This window comes from Sphingomonas sp. ASV193 (genome assembly GCF_040203355.1).
Lineage (GTDB): Bacteria > Pseudomonadota > Alphaproteobacteria > Sphingomonadales > Sphingomonadaceae > Sphingomicrobium.
In genome coordinates this window covers 405,554-426,023 of the sequence record NZ_JBEHBW010000002.1, presented here as the reverse complement: position 1 = coordinate 426,023, position 20,470 = coordinate 405,554, and the positions used below count along the sequence as shown (strand labels likewise).

Below are 20,470 nucleotides of genomic sequence, written 5' to 3'. Positions count from 1 at the left end.
CGATGACGAAACCCCGCGCGCCCAAATCGACCCCGGCCGCCGCCGAACGCCACGGCAAGGTGCGCTCGGCGGGCGAGCTGGTCGGCGCGGTCGGCGGGGTTGCCTTCCGCCGCTTCGGCTTCGTCCAGTCGGCGGTGGTCGAGCGCTGGGCCGAGATCGTCGGCGAACGCTACGCCCGGGTGTCACTGCCCGAATCGATCCGCTTCCCGGCGGGCAAGAAGGCGGGCGGGGCGCTGACGCTGACCGTCGAGGGCGCGCACGCGCCGTTGATGCAGCACATGGCGCCGATGATCGTCGAGCGGGTCAATCGCTTCTTCGGCTACCAGGCGGTCGACCGCATCGTGTTCAGGCAGGGGCGGATCGCCCCCGCGCCGAAGCCCGCGCGCCCCGCCGCGCCGTCGCGCCCGGTCCCGGCCGACACCGCCGCCAACATCCGCGCGGTCGACGATCCCGAGCTTCGCGCGGTGCTCGAATCGCTCGCCGGCAAGCTCGCCGGGTCAAGCGGCCCGCCGGTCGCCGACGAGCCGCGCCCGGTGACCATCCCGCTGATTCGCCTGGCCGACGGCTGAGCACGGGCGGGGGGCGGGGCAGGTGCGTTTCCGGCGACTCAAGCTCAGCGGCTTCAAGAGCTTCGTCGAGCCCGCCGAACTGCGCATCGAGCCCGGGCTGACCGGGATCGTCGGCCCTAACGGCTGCGGGAAGTCGAACCTGCTCGAAGCGATTCGCTGGGTGATGGGCGAGGCCAGCGCCAAGTCGCTTCGCGGCGGCGGGATGGAGGACGTGATCTTCGCGGGCACCGCGACCCGCCCGTCGCGCGAGTTCGCCGAAGTCTCGCTGCTGATCGAACGGCCGGGCGAGGACGGTCCGCCGTCGGAAAGCGAGATCACCCGCCGGATCGAGCGCGGCGCGGGCAGCGCCTACCGGATCGACGGGCGCGACGTCCGCCAGAAGGATGTTTCGCTGCTGTTCGCCGACGCCGCGACCGGCGCCCATTCGCCCGCGCTGGTCAGCCAGGGGCGGATCGGCGCGGTGATCGCGGCCAAGCCGGTCGAGCGGCGCCAGATGCTCGAGGAAGCCGCCGGCATCTCGGGGCTCCACGCGCGCCGCAAGGACGCCGAATCGAAGCTGCGCGCCGCCGAGGCCAACCTCGACAAGCTCGCCGAGCTGATGGTCGAGCAGGAAAGCCGCGCCGCCACGCTTCGCCGGCAGGCGCGCGCCGCCGAACGCTATCGCGCGCTCAGCGAAAATATCCGGCTCGGCGAGGCGCGGCTGCTCTACGCGCGCTGGGCCGAGGCCGACCGCGCCGCCGACTCTGCGAGCGCCGAGGCCGAAGCGGCGCGGGCCACCGTCGCCGAGCTTCAGCGCGCTGTCGAGGTCGCCGAGGCGCTCCAGCAGACCGCCGCGACCGCGCTCGCGACCCGCCGCGACGAAGCGCTCGCGGCGCGCGACGCGGGGCGCACGCTCGCCCATGACCTCGCGACGGCCCGCGCGCGGCTCGACACCGTCACTCGCCGCCTCGCCGAGCTCGACCGGCTCAAGACCTCGCTAGCGAGCGAGACCGCGCGCGAGACCGCGCTCAAGGCCGACGCGGCGGCGGCGATGGCGACGCTCGACGCCGAGCGCGATGCGCTCGATGCGCGGCTCGCCGATGCCGAGACGATCGCCGCCAACCTCGCCGCCGAGCTGACCCGGGTCGAAACCGCCAGCCGCGAGGCCGAGGCGGCGCTCGCCGCCGTGCTCGCGCGCGAGGCGGCGATGCGCGCCGAACGGCGGGTGGCCGAAGCTGCGCTCGACACCGCGCGCAACCAGGCGGCGCGGGTCGAGGCCGACCGCGCCAAACTCGAGCGGCAGCGCGGCGAGATCGGCGACGGGAACGTCGAGCGCGCCGCGATGGCCGCCGCGACCGCCGAGGGCGAGACCGCCGCCGCCGACCTCGCCGCCGCCGAGACCGCGCTCGCCGAGGCCGAAGCCGCCCGCGCCGCCGCCGCCGCGCGACGCGACGAGGCCGAAAGCGCGTTCGCCGCCGCCCGCGCCGCCCATTCGGCGGCCGAGGCCGAGCGTGCCGCGCTTGCCCGTGCGCTCGATCAGGGCGGCGGCGCGGCGCTTGCCGAGCTTCGCGCCGCGCCCGGCTACGAACGCGCGCTCGCCGCCGCGCTTGGCGACGATATCGAGGCGGTGATCGGCGACCAGGGGCCGCGGCGATGGCAAGGCAGCGCGGCCGCGGCCAGCGATCCGCCGCTTGCGCTGGGGCTGCAATCGCTGCTCGACCATTCGACCGCCCCGCCTGCGCTCCGCCGCCGCCTCGCGCAAGTCGCCGTGGCCGAGGTCGACGACGGCCAGCCGCTCGCGGTCGGGCAGCGGCTCGTCACGCTGGGCGGAGTGATGCGCCGCTGGGACGGGTTCGTCAGCGAAGGCGGCGGCGCGGCGGCGGCCGAGCGCCTGCTTCGCGCCAACCGTCTCGCCGAGATCGAGCGCCAGCTGCCCGCGCTGGCGGACGCGGTGGCGAGCGCCGCCGGGACCCGCGATTCGGTCGTCGCCGCGATCGAGACCCACCGCCGCGCCGCCGAACAGGCCCGCGCCGATTCGTCCGCCGCCGAGCGCCGCGCCCGCGATTCGGCGCGTGCTGCCGACCAGGCGCAGGCCGCGCTCGACCGGCTCGAGGCGCAGCGCGCCGCGCTCGACGAGCGGGTGGCGGACCTCGCCCCGCTCGCCGAGGCGTCCGCCGCCGCCGTTCGCGCCGCCACTGCCGCGCTCGCCGCGCTGCCCGACCCCGATGCGCTCGCGTCGGAGGTGACCGCCGCGCGCGCCACCGCCGCCGAGGCGAGCGAAGCGGTCGCCGATGCCCGCGCCCGCGCCGCGACCCGCGCCCGCGAAACCGGGGCCGACCGCGAACGCCATGCCGCCGCCGCGCGCGAGAAGGGCGAGTGGCGTAGTCGCGCGCTCGCCGCCGAACAGCGGCTGGCCGAGACCGCGGGCCGCGCGATGGCGCTCGAGGACGAGCAGGAGGAGCTGGCCGACGAGCCCGAGCGCCACCGCGCGGCGATCGAGCGGATCGAGCGCGAGTCGCAGGCCAGCGACGCCCAGCTTGCCGCCGCTACCGCCGCCGAGCGCGAGGCGAACGAGGCGGTCGCGATCGCGCAGGCGGCGCTGCGCCAGGCCGCCGAGGCCTTCGCGCAGGCGCGCGAAGCGCGGGCCGGGGCGGTCGCGCGCGCCGAAGCGCAGGTCGCCCGCCGGCAGGAATTCGCGCGCCAGTGCGGCGAGGCGTTCGAATGCCCGCCCCCGCTGCTTCCCGACCGGATCGGCTTCGACCCCGATGCGCGGCCCGATCCGGAGGCCGAGCGCGAGACGCTCGAGCGGCTGACGGCCGAACGCGAGCGGATCGGCCCGGTCAACCTTGTCGCCGAACAGGAACTGGCCGAGCTCGATTCGGCGCGGACCGAGGCGACCGCCGAACGCGACGAGCTGGTACAGGCGATTCACCGGCTGCGCGGGTCGATCGGCAGCCTCAACCGCGAGGGACGGGTCCGCCTGCTCGACGCGTTCGAGAAAGTCGACGCGCACTTCCGCTCGCTGTTCACGACCCTGTTCAACGGCGGGCAGGCGCATCTTGAACTGGTCGAAAGCGACGACCCGCTCGAAGCGGGGCTCGAAATCATGGCGCAGCCACCGGGCAAGCGGCTCCAGTCGCTCACCCTGCTGTCGGGTGGCGAGCAGGCGTTGACCGCGGTTGCGCTGATCTTCGGACTGTTCCTCACCAATCCCGCGCCGATCTGCGTGCTCGACGAGGTCGACGCGCCGCTCGACGACGCCAACGTCGATCGCTTTTGCGACCTGCTCGCGCGGATGAGCGGGGAGACCGACACCCGCTATCTGATCGTCACCCACAATGCGGTGACGATGGCGCGGATGCACCGCCTCTATGGGGTGACGATGATCGAGCAGGGGGTCAGTCGGCTGGTGTCGGTCGATCTCGGCGGCGCGGAGGAACTGCTCGCGGCGGAATGACATTCGCTATTGCGAATGACTATCAATAACAGTATTACCGAGCGAACACTCACTTCGCAGGTCTCTTCATGCGTCGCGCCGCTCGCGCCCTCACGTACTTCGTCACTGTCTCCGCCCTCGTAACGCCCGCGTTCGCCGCGGACTTGGACGAGGCGGACGAGCCGATCGTCGTCACCGCGCAGCGCAAGCTTCCCGCGATCCGCAGCGCGACCAAGACCGACACGCCGCTCCGCAACGTGCCGCAGGCAGTCGCCATCGTCGGGCGCGACACGATCGACGACCGGGCGATGACTTCGATCGTCGACGTGCTCCGCACCGTTCCCGGTGCCGCGGTCGCGTCGGGCGAAGGCAACCGCGACCAGATCATCCTTCGCGGCCAGAACAGCACTGCCGACTTCTTCGTCGACGGGATTCGCGACGACGCCCAATATTTCCGCCCGCTCTACAACCTCGAGCGAGTCGAGGTGCTGAAGGGCCCCAACGCGATGATCTTCGGGCGCGGCGGCGGGGGCGGGATCGTCAACCGCGTGACCAAGCGCGCCGACGGCAAGCGCGGGGTCGGCGGGGCGCTGTCCGCCGACGCGTTCGGCGATCTCGCCGCGTCGGTCGACCTCGCCGCCCCGCTCTCGCCCCGCCTCGACGCGCGCGTTAACGCTTTCGCCGAGCGTCTCGACAGCTATCGTGACGACGTCGACGGGTACCGATGGGCGGTCAACCCCACGCTCGGCTGGCAGCCGGGCGAATCGACCCGCCTCGATCTGTCGATCGAGCGCGTCCACGACCGTCGCACCGCCGATCGCGGCATCCCGTCGCAGGGCGGCCGACCGCTCGGCGGCGCGCGCGACCGCTTTTTCGGCGACGTCCGGGTCAACCGCGCCGCGTTCGACGGCACCAGCGCCGATGCCGTGCTCGACCGAGCGCTCGGCGCGGTCCGCTGGACGGTTCGCGGTCGCCTGTCGGACATCGACAAAAGCTACGCCAACGCGCTCGCCGCAACCGCGGTCGGCGCCGACGGCCGGGTCGGGATGGAAGCCTATCGAAGCACGGTCCATCGACGCGCCGCCTTCGTGCAGAACGATCTCGTCGCAAAGCTTGAGACCGGCCCGGTCCGCCACACGCTGCTCGTCGGCGCCGACATCGGCGTCCAGCGCACCGACGCCGACCGCCAGCAGGGATTCTTCGACGCCGCCGGCACCGTCCAGCGCCTCTACGTCGATGCCGCCTCGGCCGACCGGCTTCCCGCCATCACCTTCCGCGATTCGCCGCTTCGCCGCGCGACCGACGCCCGCACCCGCGCGACCGCGACCGGGCTCTACGTCCAGGACCAGGTCGAGATCGGCGAGCATCTCCAGCTCGTCGCCGGACTTCGCCGCGACTGGTTCCGCCTCGCCTATGCCGACCGCCTGTCGTCGCTTCGCTTGACCCGGACCGACCGCAACTGGTCGCCCCGACTCGGGCTGGTGGTCAAGCCGGTCGCCGCGTTGTCGCTTTACGCCAGCTGGTCGAAGAGTTTCCTTCCCCAATCGGGCGACCAGTTCGCCTCGCTGACCGCCACCACCGCCGCGCTCGCCCCCGAAAAATTCCTCAACCGCGAGGTCGGGGCGAAGTGGGCGGCGACCCCGGCGCTCGACCTCACCCTCGCCGCCTATCTGCTCGACCGCACCAACACCCGCGCGACCGACCCGGCGACCAACTTGACGGTGCTGACTGGTGCGCAGCGCTCGAAGGGGATCGAGGCCAGCGCCGACGGACGATTCGGCCGCCTCACGCTGAACGCCAGCGCCGCGCTCCAGTCCGCGAAGATCAGCCGGATGACCGCTGCCGCCCCGGCGGGGCGCTGGGTCGCCGGCGTACCCGCTTTCACCGGTTCGCTGTGGGGTCGTTACCAGTTGAACGATCGCTTCGGCCTCGGCGCCGGCCTGTACCACCAGTCCAAAGGCTACGCCTCGATCTCGAACGCCGTCGTCGTCCCCGCCTTCACCCGGATCGATGCCGCCGCCTTCGTCAAGCTGACCGACCGGATCGAGGCGCAGGTGAATGTCGAGAATGTGGCGAACAAATATTACATCGGCCTCGCCAACAGCGACAACAATCTCACCCCCGGCGCACCGCGTTCGGTCAAGGCGACCCTCCGCGTCGGGCTTTAGGCGGCGAGCGCTTCGGCCCAGTCGCGGATGCGCTTGAGGTCGTCGACGAACTTCACCCGCTCGGCCTTGCGCGCCGCCTCGTCGGGCAGGCGCAGCAGGAAGCTCGGGTGGACCGTCACCCACGCTTCGCTGCCGTCGGGCAGCCGCTGCGCCTCACCGCGCAGCTTGCCGATCGTCACCGCCTTGCCGAACAGGCTGCGCGCCGCGGTGCCGCCCAGCGCGACGGTCAGCGCGGGGACGATCAGCCCGCGTTCCCTGTCGACCCACCAGCGGCACGCCTCGATCTCGTCGGCGCCGGGCGACTGGTGGATCCGCCGCTTGCCGCGAAGCACGAACTTGAAATGCTTGACCGCGTTGGTGACGTAGGTCGTCTCGCGCGCGATCCCCGCCTCGGCCAGCGCGGCGTTGAACACTTCGCCCGCCGGCCCGACGAACGGGCGACCGGCGAGGTCCTCCTGGTCGCCCGGTTGCTCGCCGACGAACAATATCCGCGCGTCGAGTGGGCCTTCGCCGAACACCGTCTGGGTCGCGTGGCAGTGAAGATCGCAGCGGGTGCAGCCGAGCGCCTCGGTCTTTAGCGCCGCCCAGCTCGCCGCGAGGTTGCCGCCGCCCCCGGCCATAGGCACAAAATCGGGGGTGGGGACGCGGCTGGGCATCGACTGGCTCCGTTCGATCATCTCGATCTCGCGCGCCCGCGCCCCCGCCAGCAGCGGCGCGACCAGCGCGGTCTCGGGCATGTTCGCCCAATATTTCTTGGGCATTTCCTTCAGCATCGCCTTCACCTTGACCCGCGCCGGGTTGAAGATGCTGGCGTAATAGGTCTTCCACGTCTCCTCGACCGGGTCGCCCGCGGGCGCCTCGGCCCGGGTCGCGCCCGGACCTTCGCGAAGCGTCTCGCCGTCCCAGTGGATCGACAGCTCGGGCGTCAGGATCGACCAGCGCATCGTCGTGAAGCGCCGCACGAAGAAGCCCGCTTCGCGCCGGACGATATGGTTGTCGGGCTCGAACCAGGCGACGAAGCGCGTTCCGTCGCCATCCTCGACCTCACGGAAGCGGACGAAGGCGTGCATCTTGTGCGCGTCGCGCCGCACCTCCTTGGCCATCCCTTCGAGCCGGTCGAGCAGCGGGTCGGCCCGATCCTCCATCGCCCGCCGATTGGCGCGCAGCTTGAGCAGCATCGCGTAGAGCAAGGCGAATCGCTCGGGATCGCGGTGGCAGATCGCCGCCTTGGCGAGACTGATGAAATCGCGCGGCACCGCGAAGCTGCCTGCCGCGAGAGCGGCTCGCGCGGGGGGCGGGGGCGGGGCGCCCTGCCCGAACAGGTCGCCGTCCTCGCCCTCGACTTCCCACACGATCGCCGACGGCGGAACCCCGGCCTCGGCGAGCCCGCGCGCCGCGTCGCGCCAGCCCTCGAAATCGTCGGGGGCCGACAGCGACACGCGGAACGCGTCGATCATCGGCCCTTCCTTCAGCACGGGCCGGGTCCCGACATCAGCCGATATGCTCGGCGATCTTGTCGTCCTTGCCCGCTTCCTGCCGCTCGACTTCCTCGGGCTTGAGCTCGTTGAACGCATCGCGCATTTCGACCGCGCGCTCCTCGCCGATGTCCTTCAGCGCATCGGGGAAGATCGTCTCTTCCTCTTCCTTCAGATGGTCGAGATAGGTCTTCTTGAGCGCCTTGAAATTCGCCAGCCAGGCCGGCGAGTCATAGGGCGTGTCGGCAACTTTCTTCGCCGCGTCGTCGATCTCGTGATGGTCGGCCGCCGCGTGCCGCGCATATTCGCGCATGTCGACCTCGCTCATCAGCTGCGAATAAAGCACGACCTCCTCGCTTGACGCGTGCGCCTTGATGTCGATCCGGAACGTTTCGAACAGCTCGCGCCGCTCGGGGGTGTCGCCGCTCGTATTCTCGATCCGTTCGATCCAGTTGCGCTGCCGGTCGTGATCGACTTTCAGCCGCTCGAAGATGTCTTTCGCCGCCATTTTCCCTGTTCCTTTCGCCCGACCAACGACTCAGGCGGCAAAGAGTTCGAGCTGGTCGGCGCGCGGCTTGACGAGCAGGCGAAGGTCGGCGCGATCGGTGAGCAGCGTCGGGCGCCAGTCGGCGGTGACGATGAACGGCCGCACCTTGGCGACGCTGACCGTCAGCCGCGCCACGTCGTCGAGCGTGATCGCCCGCCACCGCCGGCTTTTCAGGATCCGCCCGACCGCCTTGGTTCCCAGCCCCGGCACGCGCAGCAGCTGCTCGCGCGGCGCCTTGTTGACGTCGACCGGGAAGCTCTCGCGAAACTTGAGCGCCCATGCCAGCTTGGGGTCGATGTCGAGCGGAAGCATTCCGTCCTCGGTCGCGGCGACCACTTCCTTCGGCTTGAACCCGTAGAAGCGCATCAGCCAGTCGGACTGGTACAGCCGGTGCTCGCGCATCAGCGGCGGCCGCTTCAACGGTAGCACCGCGCTCGCGTCGGGGATCGGCGAAAAGGCGCTGTAATAGACGCGGCGCAGGGAGAATCGGTCGTAAAGCTGGCTCGCCCGGGTGACGATCGCCCCGTCGTCGGCGGCGTCGGCCCCGACGATCATCTGGGTCGACTGGCCCGCCGGGGCGAAGCGCGGCGCGCTCCTGTACTTCTTGCGCGCGTCCTTTCCGTCTTCGATCGCCCCCTTCATGTCCTTCATCGCGCCCTCGATCTGCGGCGCGCTCTTTTCGGGCGCGAGATCGGTCAGCCCGCGTGTCGTCGGGAGCTCGACGTTGATCGACACGCGGTCGGCATAGAGCCCCGCCTGCCGCACCAGCTCGGGATCGGCATCGGGGATCGTCTTCAGATGGATATAGCCGCGAAAATCGTGGACCTCGCGAAGCTGGCGCGCGACCTCGACCAGCTGCTCCATCGTGTAGTTCGACGAAGCGATGATCCCCGACGAGAGGAACAGCCCCTCGATATAGTTGCGCTTGTAGAAGGCGAGGGTGAGGTGGACGACCTCCTCGACCGTGAACCGCGCGCGCCGCACGTTCGAGCTCTTGCGATTGATGCAATAATGGCAGTCGAAAATGCAGCTGTTGGTCAGCAGTATCTTCAGCAGCGAGATGCACCGCCCGTCGGGCGCATAGGCGTGGCAGATGCCCATCCCCTCGGTCGAGCCGATCCCCTTGCCGCCCCTGCTGTCGCGCTTCGACGTCCCCGACGAGGCGCACGACGCGTCATATTTCGCCGCGTCGGCGAGAATCGCCAGCTTCTCACGTGTGTCGAGTTGCGCCATAAGTTCACATTATGTTCTCAGCGCGACGAGTCAAGAAGCGTCGCGATTCCAGCGGCTTGGTCGTCGATCGCCAAGCGGTTTGCTCGGACGGGGCGGCAGGTCTAGCCTGCTCTCGTCAAAGGGGGAGACAATTGGATGCGCCGTTCGCTGTTCATCGCCGCGCTGCTCTGCGCCGCCATCGCCGCACCGGCGACCGCGCTCGCCGGTCCGCCGCAGGACTTCCAGAAGCTCGAGGCCGACTATTGGGCCAACTGGCTGCGCAACAACCCGGTGCAGGCCTCCTACCTAGGGGTCGACAGCTATTCCGACCAGCTTAACGACGCGTCGCGGGCCGGGGCGCGGCGGCAGGTCGGCGAAGCGAAGGCGTTCCTCGCCCGGCTCGACGCGATCGACCGGCAACGCCTGTCGCCCGCCGACCAGGCCAATTACGACATATTGCGGTTCACCCTCGTCGCCGCGGTCGAGGGCGGCGACTTCGGCAGCAACTATATCGACTATTCGGCCGGCGGCACGCTGTTCGACAATCTCGCCGATTATCTGACCAACCTGCCGCTGCACGGCGAGGCGGACTATCGCGCCTATCTCTCGCGGCTCGCCAAGGTCGGGCCGGCGCTTCGCACCGCCGATGCCGAGGCGGTCGCGGTCGCGAAAAGAGGCTGGGCGCGTCCCTGCTCGACGCTTGGCCCGCTCGACATGGCGATGGCCAAGGTCCCCGACGCCGATCCCGCCCGCTCGGCCTATTACGAGCCCTTCGCCAAGCCCGGCCCCGCCGGAATCGCCCCCGCGGCCTGGGCGGCGATGCAGGCGCAGGCCAGGGCGACGATCGCCGGCTCGGTCAATCCCGCGATCCTCGCCAGCGAGGCCGATTACCGCAGCGTGTTCAAGCCGCTCTGCCTCAAGAGCGATTCGATGTCGGCGCTGCCCGACGGCAAGGCCAACTACGCCTTCCTCGTCCGCTACCACACCACCACCGACCGGACGCCCGACGAGATCCACGCGCTCGGCCTGTCCGAGGTCGCGCGGATCCGCGCGGAGATGGACGCGCTGGCGCTGAAGTCGGGCTTTCCGAACCGCCAGGCGATGATCGCCGACATGAAGACCAACCCCGCCTATTTCGCCAAGACCCCCGACGAGCTGATGGCGGCGGCCAGTCGCATGGCCAAGATCCTCGACGGCAAGATGCCGACGCTGTTCGGCAAGCTTCCCCGGCTGCCCTATGGCGTGCGGGAAATCCCCGCGGCGACCGCGCCCGGCCAGACCACCGCCTACTACAACCCGGGCAGCCCGGCCGCGGGCATCGCCGGCACCTATTATGTCAACACCTCGAAGCTCGACCAGCGACCGCTGTGGGAACTTCCCGCGCTGACCAGCCACGAAGCGGTCCCCGGCCACCATCACCAGATCGCGCTCCAGCAGGAGATGGACGTCCCCGCGTGGCGGCAGAACCTGTCGGGCTTCACCGCCTTCGTCGAGGGCTGGGGGCTCTATTCGGAACGGCTCGGGCTCGACACCGGCATCTACGACACGCCGCAAAAGGACATGGGCCGCCTCAGCTACGAGATGTGGCGCGCCTGCCGGCTGGTGGTCGATACCGGGATCCACGCCATGGGCTGGACCAAGGCGCAGGCGGTGGCGTTCATGAAGGAAAACAGCGCGCTGACCGACGCCAACATCGACGCCGAGGTCAATCGCTACATCTCCACCCCGGGGCAGGCGCTCGCCTACAAGATCGGCGAACTGAAGTTCCGCGAGATGCGCGCGCTGGCCGAACGGACGCTCGGCGCGCGGTTCGACCTCAAGGCGTTCCACGACGCGCTGCTATCCGACGGGCCCGAGCCGGTCGATGTCGTCGACCGCCGGATGCGCGCCTGGATCGCCGCGCAGCCGCGCTGATCAGCCGAGCACGCGGCGCATCGGCCGGATCGCGACGATCATCATCGCCACCGCGACGAGGCCGATCGCCGCGTCGAGCGCCCAGAAGGTCGCCGGGCTCATCCGGTCGAACGTGCTGCCGACATAGCCGAGCAGCACGTTGCCCGCGAACAGCGACAGGAAGCAGCCGCCCATCAGCGTCGAGCGGAGCTTCGCGGGCGCGCGCGACGCGATCAGCTCGAGCGTCAGCGGCCAATAGTACATGAAGGCCAGCCCGCCGAGGAACCACGCCCCGACCAGCCAGCCGACCCCGACCTTGCCGCCCCCCGCCGCGGCGATCCCGGCGACCAGCACCAGCGGCGCGGCGGTATTGATCAGCGCGCCGATCGTCACCTTCATCAGGCTGTCGGGCTCGCGGCCCGCCCGCGCCTGCCGCGCCCACAGCGCGATCAGCACCGGCGCGACGAGGATGCTGGCGAAGGAGTCGATCGAGTTGAACCACGCCGCGGGCACGTCGCCGAGCGGCGTCGCGAGGTCGCCCGCCTGCTCGACCCACACCACCCCGACATTGCTCAGCTGGTAATAGGCCATCGCGATCGGCACGTTGACGAGGATCAGGAATAGTAGCGCCCACACGCGCTGTCGCTCTCCGCCGGTCAGCGGCGCGTCGGCACTCTCTTCGGCGATCACTTCCTTGCCGCGCAGATGCTTCTGCCCGGTCGCGTAGACGACCAGCGCGACGACCATCAGCACCGCCGCGCAGGCGAACCCCGCGTGCCAGCCATAGGCCTGCGCCAGCGCCCCGGTGACCAGCGGCCCGGCGGTCGCCCCGACGTTGATCCCGGTCGAAAAGATGGTGAAGCCGCGTGCGCGCCGGCTTTCCGCTTCGGGCGGATAGAGCGGCCCGACCTGCGCCGAGATATTGCCCTTGAGGCAGCCCGAGCCGAGGATCAGCAGCAGCAGCGCGACCAGGAAGGTCGCCGCGAACGACATCAGCAAATGCCCCGCCACCATCAGCAGCGCGCCGAGCATCACCGTCCGCCGCGCCCCGAGCAGCCGGTCGGCGACCCAGCCCCCGATCAGCGGGGTGAAATAGACCAGCCCCGAATACCAGCCGTAAATCAGCGAGGCGAACGCCTGGTCGCTCATCCCGCCGCGATAGTCGAGCAGCCGGCGAAGCGCGCCGAGCCCGATCACCTGCTCGGCGGTGCCGGGCAGCAGCAGCTGGTGCACCATGTAGAGCACCAGCAGCGCCTTCATCCCGTAGAAGGAAAAGCGCTCGGCCAGCTCGGTCCCGGCGAGCACCGCCAGCCCGCGCGGATGCCCCTTCTGGGTGCCGTCCGCCGCGCTCATTCGGGCAGCGGCTCGGCGGCGCCCGCGACCATCCGGTCGCTGACCAGCAGCTTGAACAGCACGAAGGCGACCAGCCCGACCGCCGCGCTGGCCGCGTGGAGCAGCCAGAACTGGGTGGTCGGCATCGTCGTGAACCACTCGCCGACGATCCCCACGATCTTGTTGGCGAGGAAGAAGGCGAGATAATAGATGCCGATCACCGTCGAATTGATCGCGCGCGGGGCGATCTTCGAGAATAGCGCGAGGCTGACCGGCAGGATGTTGGCGAAGCCGATCGCGTTGACGAAATGGAACATCAGCGGCCAAAACAGCCCGACCTTGCCCCCCGGCCCCGCGGTCGCCGCCGCCATGTACAGGCACAGCCCGCCGCCGATGGTGAAGAAGCTGCCGATGATCATCTTGCCCAGCTCGTCGGGCTCGCGCCCGGTCCGGCTCGCGCGCCACTTCCAGAACGCCGCCACCGCGACCAGCATCCCGAAGCTTAGCGCCGCGTCGATGGTGATCATCCAGCTCGACGGGATCGACAGGCCTCCGACGCGCAGGTCGAAGCTCTTGTCGGCCCACACCAGATAGGCGTTGAAGATCTGCTGGTTGGTCAAGAGGCCAATCGCCATCGCCGGGACCAGCAGCACCAGCGCCAGCACCCGCGGCCAGTCGCCCGGCCCCATCCTCTCGCGCGCCGCGCCACCCTTCGAGGCCGGCGCATTGTCGGGCAAATAGGGCGTGCCCTTCAAGAACAGCAGCAGCCCGGCGACCATCACCACGCCCGCGCAGCCGAAGCCCCAGTGCCAGCCGACCTTCTGCCCCAGCGTGCCGCTGATCAGCGGGGCGATAATCACGCTCACGTTGATCGCGATGTAGAAGATCTGGAACGCCATCGCGCGCCTCAGGTCGCTCGGCTTGTACAGCGCGCCGACCTGGCTCGCGATATTGCCCTTGAACAGCCCGACCCCGACGATAAGCGACACGAGCGCGAGCAGGAACAGATGCTCGAACGCCATCAGGAAATGGCCGAGCGCCATGATCGCCCCGCCAGCGATCAGCGCCGCGCGCCGCCCGATGAAGCGGTCGGCGACGATCCCGCCGAGGATCGGGGTCAGATAGACGAGACTGGTATAGTCCCCGAAGATCGCCGAGCTGAGCGGCTGCCCGCCAAGCCCCGGATAGTGCCACCCGCGAAGCCAGCCGAGCCCGACGACGCCTTCGACATGGCCGGGAAGCAGCAGGTAGTTGACCATGTAGAGCGTCAGCAGCGTCTGCATGGAATAGTAGGAAAACCGCTCGCACCCCTCGACGAACGAGAGATAGCCGAGCCCCTTGGGATGCCCCAGGAACGCGCGGTCGTTGGGATCGCCCCGCTCGAAGTCGGGGGTCGCCTCGGCGACGCTCAACCCGCTCGGGCCCTACTTGCCGAGATCGGGGGTCTGCGCCTGCTGCTCTTCCTGCCGTTCCTTCTTGGAATTGCGGATCAGCTGGGTCAGGCAGCCGGTGTAGCCCCCCGGACCGACCGGCGAGCAGCTGTTGATCCCGGTCGCGCCCATCGTCTGGATCTGGGTCGCCTTGCTCGCCCAGGCCTCGCGTTCCTGCCGGGTGCCGTTGGGGCGCAGCTTCTCGGGGATGCGGTAGCGCTCGCCCTCGGGCTTGCGCGCGCAGACCACGACATTGTCGTCGGTCGATCGCGGGCACGGGTCGTTGCCGTAGACGATGATCTCGCTGACCTTGCCGGCGCTCTGCGCGGCGACCGGGACGGGGGCGAACGCGCCCGCCAGCACGGCGACGGAAACAAGGGCTTGGGAAATTTTCATCCTGAACGTCCTTCCTGTCACGGCGACCAGCGTCTGGACCGCCGCCATGGTTCCTTAAATCCGCTTCGACAGCGCGATCGCCACCCGGCATCCGGCGCGGATCGCCCCGGTGAGCAGCGGATAGCCCGGCGTGTCGGTCGCCCCGTGCGCGCGCGCCGTGTCGCGATGTTCGACTTCCTCGGCGCGGAACTCGGCGACGTCGCGCGCCAGCTCGCCGTCGCTCTCGCCGATCGCCTCGAGCTGCTCGCCGTAATGGCGGTCGATCTCGGTCTCGATCGCGTCGGTGCAGGCCATCGCCGCGCGTTCGCCCAGCAGCGCGGTCGCCGCGCCCAGCGCGAAGCCGCCGACGTGCCACAGCGGCTGGAGCAGGGTCGGGCGCACCCGCCGCTCGGCCATCAGCTGGTTGAACCGGTCGAGGTGGCGCTGTTCCTGCGCCGCCATCCGCGCGACCTCGTGCGCGGCCGGGGAATTCTGGCGAAGCACCGCGAGCTGCCCGGCATAGATTCGCGCCGCGCCATATTCGCCCGCCTGGTCGACGCGGATCATTGAATCGGTATCGACCGCGGGGTCGCCCGGACGCCAGTTCATGCGCGCTTGCCCTTCGCCAGCAGCGCGCCGATCGCGATCGCCCCGCCGATCGAGAAGATCGCGTTGAACGCCGCCAGCGACAGGCCGAACAGCGACCATTGGACCTGGTCGCACATCACCACCTTGGTGTGGAGGATCTCGTCGAGCGTCCGCGCGCCGTTGCCGGTGCACTGGGTCGGCCCTTCCCACCAGTGCTGCTCGACTCCGACGTGGTAGACGCCGATCAGCCCCGACACCGCGATTGCAATCGCCGCGAGCGCGACGAAGGCGCGGGTCCGCCCCGAGGCCGTCGGCGCGGTGAACGCCAGCGCGGCCAGCAGGATCGCCGCGATATGCGGATAGCGCTGCCACCAGCACATCTCGCACGGCACCAGCCCGCCGACATATTGGCTGAGCAGCGCACCGCCGAGCAGCGCCACCGGCACCAGCAGCGCCAGCAGCCGCGCGTTGCGCAGCGCCAGCGAACTGCGGCTCGCGGGCGGCGCCAGCATCAGTTCGACGCCACCTTCGCCGCCTTGCGCGGCGCGGACCTGGCGGGCGCGGGCGGGGCGAGCCGCATCAGCGTCTTCATCGCATAATCGAGCTGGTAATCGTCGATTCCCTGCTTCTTCAGCTCGGCGGCGGTGACGGTGAAGCGCGGGTCGGCGGTCGGGTCGGCCTCCAGCACGTCGTCCTTGACCTGGCTCTGGTTGACGAGGTGGCGGCGAAGGTCCGCCTCGCGCAGCTTGGGCCGGAACTTGTAGTCGGGATCGCTGAGCTGCGGGACGACGATGTCGGGCTCGATCCCGCCCGCCTGCACCGACCGGCCCGACGGCGTGTAGTAGCGCGCGGTGGTCAGCCGCAGCGCCGAGTTCGGCCCGGTCTGGACGACCGTCTGCACCGATCCCTTGCCGAAGCTGCGCTCGCCCATGATCAGCGCACGGCGATGGTCCTGAAGCGCCCCGGCGACGATCTCGGCGGCCGAGGCGGTGCCCGCGTCGACCAGCACGATGATCGGCTTGCCATGCGCCAGGTCGCCCGGCTTGGCGTAGAAACGCTCGATGTCGGTCGGGTCGCGCCCGCGTTCGCTGACCACCTCGCCGCCGTCGAGGAAGTCGTCGCTGACCTCGATCGCCTGGTCGAGCAGCCCGCCCGGGTCGCTGCGCATGTCGATGATGTAGCCGAGCGGCTTGCCCCCGGTCGCCTTGTCGATCTCGGCCAGCGCCTGGCGCGTCATCTCGCCGGTGTTGGCGGCGAAGCTGTTGATGTCGATGATGCCGATGCCGTCCTTGACCTTCCACTTGACCGGGCGAAGGACGATCTTTTCGCGCACCATGGTGAAGTCGATCGGCTTGTCGCGGCCGGGGCGGACGATGGTCAGCGTGACCTTGCTGCCCGGCGGACCCTTCAGCTTCTCGGCCGCCTCGTCGATCGTGTAGCCATAGAGGAACTGGCCGTTGACGTGGGTGATGTAATCGCCCGCCTTGATCCCCGCGCGCCACGCGGGGGTGTCCTCGGTCGGCGCGACCACCTTGATCGCCCCGTCCTCGGCCGAGATGGTGATCCCCAGCCCGCCGTAATTGCCGTCGGTGGTCGCCTTCAGCTGCGTATATTCGCTGCCTTCCTCATAGGCCGAGTGCGGGTCGAGCGCCGCGAGCATCCCGTCGATCGCGCCCTTGATCAGCGTATGGTCGTCGACCTTGTCGACATAGTTGGCGCGCACCCGCTCGAACACGCTCATGAACGTCTCGAGCTCCTTGTAGGTATTGGTGTCCGCCGCCACCACCTGCTCGGTCGAGATCGGGATCATGGCGAGCGCGCCGACCAGCGCGAGCGGGGGAAGATACTTGGCGAAACGGGTCATCGAGATGAAGTCCTGTGGGAGGCGTCGAGGTCGATCCTAGCGGGTCTCGCGGCCATTGGACAGCGCCGCAGATGAACCTGCGATGAGGGCAGGGCTGACGATCGTCCCGCCGTGGCGCAGCTCGACCTCAAGCGGCCCGAGCGCGCGGCCGAGCGGCTGGCCGCGAGTCACGCTCGCCCCGCGCGGAAGCTCGGTCGCCACCCCGATCAGCAGGCTTCGCCAGCCGCCCCCATGGTCGATGATCACCAGCCCATCAGTCGCCCGATAGGGCCCCGCGAACAGGATGTGCCCGTCTGCGGGCGCGATCACCGCCGCCCCGCGCGCGGTCGCCAGCCGGACCCCGCGCGCGACCACCCCCGACCGGTCGACCGCGCCCAGCCCCTGCTCGACCGGCGCGTCGGCGGGCAGCGAATAGGCCATCGGCGGCACCGGCGCGGCGACGCTGCCGGGCCGGGCGGGGGCGAAGTCGGTGGCCGCGAGCGGCTGGGCGAGCCGCCGCGCCGCCGCCGCCGCCGCCGCCTCGCTGCCCAGCGCGCCGACCGACTCGCCCGCCGCCAGCACCCGGTCCTCGGCGCCGAACGCCTGCCCGCCGAGCCGCGCGGCGCGCTGCTCGCTCTGTCGCTCGAGCGCCGCGAACGCCGCCTTCTTCGCGGTCAGCGCGGCGATGTTCGCCGCCAGTTTCTGCTTGGCGTTCGCTGCCGCCGCCGCCGCGTCGCGCCCGCGCGCGACCTCGGCGCGCAGCCCCGCGCTCTTCGTGGCGATCCACGGCATGGTCGCGTCGATCATCGCGCGAAGCCGCACCATCTCCTCGGGCGAACGGTCACCCGCCAGCGCGAGCAGCGGCGGGCGTCGCCCCATCGTCGCCACCCCGGCGAGCAGCGCGGCGAGCGGCGCGCGCTGCGCCCGCAGCTGCGCGCGGCTGGCGTCGAGCGCGGCATCGGCCTCCTCGACCCCCGCCTGCGCCGCCGAAATCCGCGCTTCCGCCGCCTCGATTTCGGCCGCCGCGGCGCGTTGTCCGGCGGCCAGCCGCGCCGCCTCGTCGCCCGCGCGCGTTGCCGCCTCGCCCAGCGCTTTCGCGCGCGCCTCGGCCTGAGCCGCCTCGGCCTCGGCCGCCGCCAGCCGCTGGTCGACCCCGGGCGGAGCGAGGGCGCTCGACGCCGCGGCGAAGGCCAGCGGGATGGCGAGGAGCGCAAGCGCCGCCTTCACTCACCCCTCCCGGTGATAGGGATGACCGGCAAGGATCGAGGTCGCGCGGAACAGCTGCTCGGCAAGCATCGCGCGGACCAGCAGGTGCGGCCAGGTCGCCGGGCCGAACGACAGCAGCAGGTCCGCCTCCTCGCGCCGCGTCGCCTCGTGCCCGTCGGCCGCGCCGATCCAGAAACGCGCCTCGCGCTTGCCCGAATCGCGCCATTTTTCGAGCTTCGCGGCGAACGCCGACGACGCCAGCGCCACGCCGCGCTCGTCGAGCACGATGTTGACCTCGCCCCCGCCCGCCGCGGGCAGGTTGCCGCCGCGCTCGGGCAGCTCGGTCAGCTTCACCGGCCACGCGATCCGCTTGAGGTAGCGCTCGGTCAGCTCGGCCTCGCTCGACCGCCCGATCTTGCCACGCGCGACGATGTGCAGCGTCATCATGGCGAAATAGCGACTTGGGCGGCGGCAGCGCTCGCGGCAGCCTCGGCGATGATCGCCGCGCGCGCCTTTTCGTCGGCGATCCCCTTGGTCATCACCGCGATCACGAAGCGCCGCCCGCCGGGCAGGGTGACGATGCCGACATCGTCGCTGACCCCGCGCAGCGTTCCCGTCTTGTGCTGAACCTTGCTCCCCGCCGGAAGCCGCTTGGCCAGCCGGTCCTTCCCGGTCCGAGTGCGCGACAGCACGTCGAGGAGGAAGGCGCGGCACTTCGCCGACACCAGCTCGCCCCGGTCGAGCCGCGCCAGCAGCCGCGCCATGCCCAGCGGACTCGCCTGGTCGCGCGGGTCGGCCGCCAGCCGCGCCGCCGCCTCGTCCTGCTGAGCCTCGGTCAGCGCGGGGAGCGCGTCGGCATCGCGCAGCGACTGGACCGCGCTCGCCCCGGGGGTGCGCGGCAGCCCCATGTCGTCGATCAGGAGGTCGCCGATGTCGCGGTCGACGTGGATCCCGGTCACCCGGTGCGCGTCGAGCCAGCGCTGCACCGCGACCGGCCCGCCGACCTCGGCGAACAGCAGGTCGGCGGCGCTGTTGTCGCTCTGGGTCAGCATGAACTCGAACCAGTTCGCCGCCGACAGCTTCACCCCGGGGTGAAGCGCAATCTCGGTGAAACCGTCGCTGTGGCGGAAGCGGTCGGGCAGCTCGATCTCGGTGTCGAGCGATTTTCGCCCGGCATCGACCATCGACAAATAGGTCAGGGCGACCGCCAGCTTGACCGTGCTCGCCATCGGGAAACGCTCGTCGCCGTGGACCGCGGTCTCGCGCCCGGTGGCAAGGTCGATCACCGCGATCCCGACGCGCCCCGCCGGGACGCTCGCGACCTGTTCGAGAGTCGGCGCGGGCGCGGGGGCGGGCGCCTGGGCGGCGAGGGGGGAGGAAAGGAGAAGCGCCGCGAGCGCGGCACCCGCCAGCCTACGCACCGTCGATCCCGGCCTTGGGCGCGGCGGCGGGCGTGTCGCTGTCGAACGCCCACATCCGCTCGAGGTTGTAGAAGGTCCGCACCTCGGGCCGGAACAGGTGGACGATGACGTCGTCGGCGTCGATCAGCACCCAGTCGGCGGTCGGCAGCCCCTCGATCCGCACCGGGCGCCCGAACTCGGCCTTGATCTTTTCGGCCAGCTTGGTCGCCATCGACGCGACCTGCCGGGTCGAGGTGCCGCTGGCGATCACCATGTGATCGGCGATCGACGACTTCCCGGCCAGCGGGATGGTCACCATCTCGACCGCCTTGTCGTCGTCGAGGCTCTTGAGCACGAGGTCGTGGAGCGCCTCGACGTCGACCGGCTTGCGGTCGGTCGCGGACGCGGGAGAAGAGGGGGCCAAAGTCATTCCTGGTTGGAGCTGAGAGAACGGGGGTCGGTGAACCGGCGATGCCAGTCGGGATCGAGCGCGCGCAGGCGGGTGGCGGAATGATGGTCGGGGGGCAGGCGAAGGAAGGTAATCGCCGGGATGCTCCACTCGGTCCAGTCTCTCGCCATGGCCGCGGGCCGGACGAACCACCGCAACCAGCCCATCGCGCGCGCCGCGCGGGCCGGCCCATCATAGCCCGGCCGCGACAGCACGGCAATCGGCACCAGCCGCGCGAGCCGCCGCCAGTCCTTCCAGCGATGAATTTCGGTCACAGTATCGGCCCCCATCAGCCACATGAAGCGGTCGTTCGGGTAGCGGCGGCGAAGCGCCTCGATCGTGTCGACGGTGTAGCGCGTGCCCGCGCGCGTTTCGAAATCGCTGACCCGGATCGCGCTTCCCCGCGCCATGTGCCGCGCCGAGGCGAGCCGCGCGGCGAACGGCGCCATGCCCTTGGCGGGCTTGAGCGGATTGCCCGGCGACACCAGCCACCACAGCTCGTCGAGGGCCAGTGCCTCGATCGCCGCGAGGCTCATCCGCCGGTGCCCGCGATGCGCGGGGTTGAAGCT

Annotated in this window: 18 protein-coding genes; 4 read left to right on the top strand and 14 right to left on the bottom strand. The window is 70.6% G+C overall.

Annotation, left to right across the window (positions count from 1 at the left end; translation table 11 throughout):
* Nucleotides 1-2: 2 nt before the first annotated feature.
* The 3 genes from ABDK56_RS06050 (at nt 3) to ABDK56_RS06040 (ending at nt 6,152) form a co-directional block, all read left to right on the top strand.
* A complete protein-coding gene (locus ABDK56_RS06050; protein WP_349807247.1) occupies nt 3-569 on the top strand; it encodes a DUF721 domain-containing protein in 567 nt (188 codons plus the stop codon).
* Between the two features lie 22 nt (nt 570-591).
* Entirely contained in the window at nt 592-4,005 is a 3,414-nt protein-coding gene (gene smc, locus ABDK56_RS06045) for a chromosome segregation protein SMC (protein ID WP_349807246.1), read from the top strand.
* Nucleotides 4,006-4,148: 143 nt separating this feature from the next.
* On the top strand, nt 4,149-6,152 hold the full coding sequence (locus tag ABDK56_RS06040) for a TonB-dependent receptor (protein WP_349807245.1): 2,004 nt from the start codon (nt 4,149-4,151) through the stop codon (nt 6,150-6,152).
* Here the strand turns inward: ABDK56_RS06040 and ABDK56_RS06035 are convergent.
* Genes ABDK56_RS06035 through ABDK56_RS06025 form a run of 3 tightly spaced genes read right to left on the bottom strand, consistent with a single transcriptional unit; the run spans nt 6,149 to nt 9,407 of the window.
* A complete protein-coding gene (locus ABDK56_RS06035; protein WP_349807244.1) occupies nt 6,149-7,609 on the bottom strand; it encodes a UdgX family uracil-DNA binding protein in 1,461 nt (486 codons plus the stop codon). The two genes, ABDK56_RS06040 and ABDK56_RS06035, sit on opposite strands and share 4 nt — an antisense overlap.
* A 34-nt stretch (nt 7,610-7,643) precedes the next feature.
* Entirely contained in the window at nt 7,644-8,135 is a 492-nt protein-coding gene (locus ABDK56_RS06030; protein WP_349807243.1) for a hemerythrin domain-containing protein, read from the bottom strand.
* A 30-nt stretch (nt 8,136-8,165) separates the two neighbouring features.
* Nucleotides 8,166-9,407 carry a putative DNA modification/repair radical SAM protein gene (locus ABDK56_RS06025; protein ID WP_349807242.1) on the bottom strand — a complete coding sequence of 414 codons (1,242 nt, stop codon included), beginning with the start codon at nt 9,405-9,407 and terminating at the stop codon, nt 8,166-8,168.
* A 135-nt stretch (nt 9,408-9,542) separates the two neighbouring features.
* On the opposite strand from ABDK56_RS06025, the gene ABDK56_RS06020 reads away from it, so the two are divergent.
* The gene (locus ABDK56_RS06020) at nt 9,543-11,300 is read left to right on the top strand and encodes a DUF885 domain-containing protein (protein WP_349807241.1); all 1,758 of its coding nucleotides are present in this window, start codon (nt 9,543-9,545) and stop codon (nt 11,298-11,300) included.
* Here the strand turns inward: ABDK56_RS06020 and ABDK56_RS06015 are convergent, their stop codons facing one another.
* From ABDK56_RS06015 to ABDK56_RS05965, 11 genes are read right to left on the bottom strand one after another with little or no spacing between them, the layout of a single operon-like run.
* Nucleotides 11,301-12,632 (bottom strand): peptide MFS transporter, encoded by a 1,332-nt coding sequence (locus tag ABDK56_RS06015; protein WP_349807240.1) that lies wholly within the window; start codon nt 12,630-12,632, stop codon nt 11,301-11,303.
* Nucleotides 12,629-14,023 carry a peptide MFS transporter gene (locus ABDK56_RS06010; protein ID WP_349807239.1) on the bottom strand — a complete coding sequence of 465 codons (1,395 nt, stop codon included), beginning with the start codon at nt 14,021-14,023 and terminating at the stop codon, nt 12,629-12,631. Before ABDK56_RS06010 ends, ABDK56_RS06015 begins: the two co-directional genes overlap by 4 nt.
* A 12-nt stretch (nt 14,024-14,035) precedes the next feature.
* Nucleotides 14,036-14,437 (bottom strand): hypothetical protein, encoded by a 402-nt coding sequence (locus tag ABDK56_RS06005; RefSeq protein WP_349807238.1) that lies wholly within the window; start codon nt 14,435-14,437, stop codon nt 14,036-14,038.
* A 54-nt stretch (nt 14,438-14,491) separates the two neighbouring features.
* Nucleotides 14,492-15,025 (bottom strand): demethoxyubiquinone hydroxylase family protein, encoded by a 534-nt coding sequence (locus tag ABDK56_RS06000; protein WP_349807237.1) that lies wholly within the window; start codon nt 15,023-15,025, stop codon nt 14,492-14,494.
* Nucleotides 15,022-15,516, bottom strand: a complete 495-nt coding sequence (locus ABDK56_RS05995) for a disulfide bond formation protein B (protein WP_349807236.1) — start codon at nt 15,514-15,516, stop codon at nt 15,022-15,024. The genes ABDK56_RS06000 and ABDK56_RS05995 overlap by 4 nt, the downstream gene beginning before the upstream one ends.
* Complete coding sequence (locus ABDK56_RS05990; protein WP_349807235.1) at nt 15,516-16,868, bottom strand: S41 family peptidase; 1,353 nt, start codon at nt 16,866-16,868, stop codon at nt 15,516-15,518. Before ABDK56_RS05990 ends, ABDK56_RS05995 begins: the two co-directional genes overlap by 1 nt.
* Nucleotides 16,869-16,904: 36 nt before the next feature.
* Nucleotides 16,905-18,074: a murein hydrolase activator EnvC family protein gene (locus tag ABDK56_RS05985; RefSeq protein WP_349807234.1), complete on the bottom strand. Its 1,170-nt coding sequence runs from the start codon at nt 18,072-18,074 to the stop codon at nt 16,905-16,907.
* Nucleotides 18,075-18,497, bottom strand: a complete 423-nt coding sequence (locus ABDK56_RS05980) for a 23S rRNA (pseudouridine(1915)-N(3))-methyltransferase RlmH (protein ID WP_349807291.1) — start codon at nt 18,495-18,497, stop codon at nt 18,075-18,077.
* Complete coding sequence (locus tag ABDK56_RS05975; RefSeq protein ID WP_349807233.1) at nt 18,497-19,474, bottom strand: serine hydrolase; 978 nt, start codon at nt 19,472-19,474, stop codon at nt 18,497-18,499. Before ABDK56_RS05975 ends, ABDK56_RS05980 begins: the two co-directional genes overlap by 1 nt.
* Nucleotides 19,467-19,883 (bottom strand): ribosome silencing factor, encoded by a 417-nt coding sequence (rsfS, locus tag ABDK56_RS05970; RefSeq protein WP_349807231.1) that lies wholly within the window; start codon nt 19,881-19,883, stop codon nt 19,467-19,469. The genes ABDK56_RS05975 and rsfS overlap by 8 nt, the downstream gene beginning before the upstream one ends.
* Nucleotides 19,880-20,437 carry a nicotinate-nucleotide adenylyltransferase gene (locus ABDK56_RS05965; RefSeq protein WP_349807290.1) on the bottom strand — a complete coding sequence of 186 codons (558 nt, stop codon included), beginning with the start codon at nt 20,435-20,437 and terminating at the stop codon, nt 19,880-19,882. Before ABDK56_RS05965 ends, rsfS begins: the two co-directional genes overlap by 4 nt.
* Nucleotides 20,438-20,470 lie beyond the last annotated feature (33 nt).

What these genes read in the sequence shown, in the direction of transcription:
- ABDK56_RS06050 (WP_349807247.1), top strand. Translation starts at nt 3, where the DNA reads ATGACGAAACCCCGCGCGCCCAAATCGACCCCGGCCGCCGCCGAACGC.
- ABDK56_RS06035 (WP_349807244.1), bottom strand. Translation starts at nt 7,609, where the DNA reads ATGATCGACGCGTTCCGCGTGTCGCTGTCGGCCCCCGACGATTTCGAG.
- ABDK56_RS06030 (WP_349807243.1), bottom strand. Translation starts at nt 8,135, where the DNA reads ATGGCGGCGAAAGACATCTTCGAGCGGCTGAAAGTCGATCACGACCGG.
- ABDK56_RS06025 (WP_349807242.1), bottom strand. Translation starts at nt 9,407, where the DNA reads ATGGCGCAACTCGACACACGTGAGAAGCTGGCGATTCTCGCCGACGCG.
- ABDK56_RS06020 (WP_349807241.1), top strand. Translation starts at nt 9,543, where the DNA reads ATGCGCCGTTCGCTGTTCATCGCCGCGCTGCTCTGCGCCGCCATCGCC.
- ABDK56_RS06015 (WP_349807240.1), bottom strand. Translation starts at nt 12,632, where the DNA reads ATGAGCGCGGCGGACGGCACCCAGAAGGGGCATCCGCGCGGGCTGGCG.
- ABDK56_RS06005 (WP_349807238.1), bottom strand. Translation starts at nt 14,437, where the DNA reads ATGAAAATTTCCCAAGCCCTTGTTTCCGTCGCCGTGCTGGCGGGCGCG.
- ABDK56_RS06000 (WP_349807237.1), bottom strand. Translation starts at nt 15,025, where the DNA reads ATGAACTGGCGTCCGGGCGACCCCGCGGTCGATACCGATTCAATGATC.
- ABDK56_RS05995 (WP_349807236.1), bottom strand. Translation starts at nt 15,516, where the DNA reads ATGCTGGCGCCGCCCGCGAGCCGCAGTTCGCTGGCGCTGCGCAACGCG.
- ABDK56_RS05990 (WP_349807235.1), bottom strand. Translation starts at nt 16,868, where the DNA reads ATGACCCGTTTCGCCAAGTATCTTCCCCCGCTCGCGCTGGTCGGCGCG.
- ABDK56_RS05980 (WP_349807291.1), bottom strand. Translation starts at nt 18,497, where the DNA reads ATGACGCTGCACATCGTCGCGCGTGGCAAGATCGGGCGGTCGAGCGAG.
- rsfS (WP_349807231.1), bottom strand. Translation starts at nt 19,883, where the DNA reads ATGACTTTGGCCCCCTCTTCTCCCGCGTCCGCGACCGACCGCAAGCCG.
- ABDK56_RS05965 (WP_349807290.1), bottom strand. Translation starts at nt 20,437, where the DNA reads ATGAGCCTCGCGGCGATCGAGGCACTGGCCCTCGACGAGCTGTGGTGG.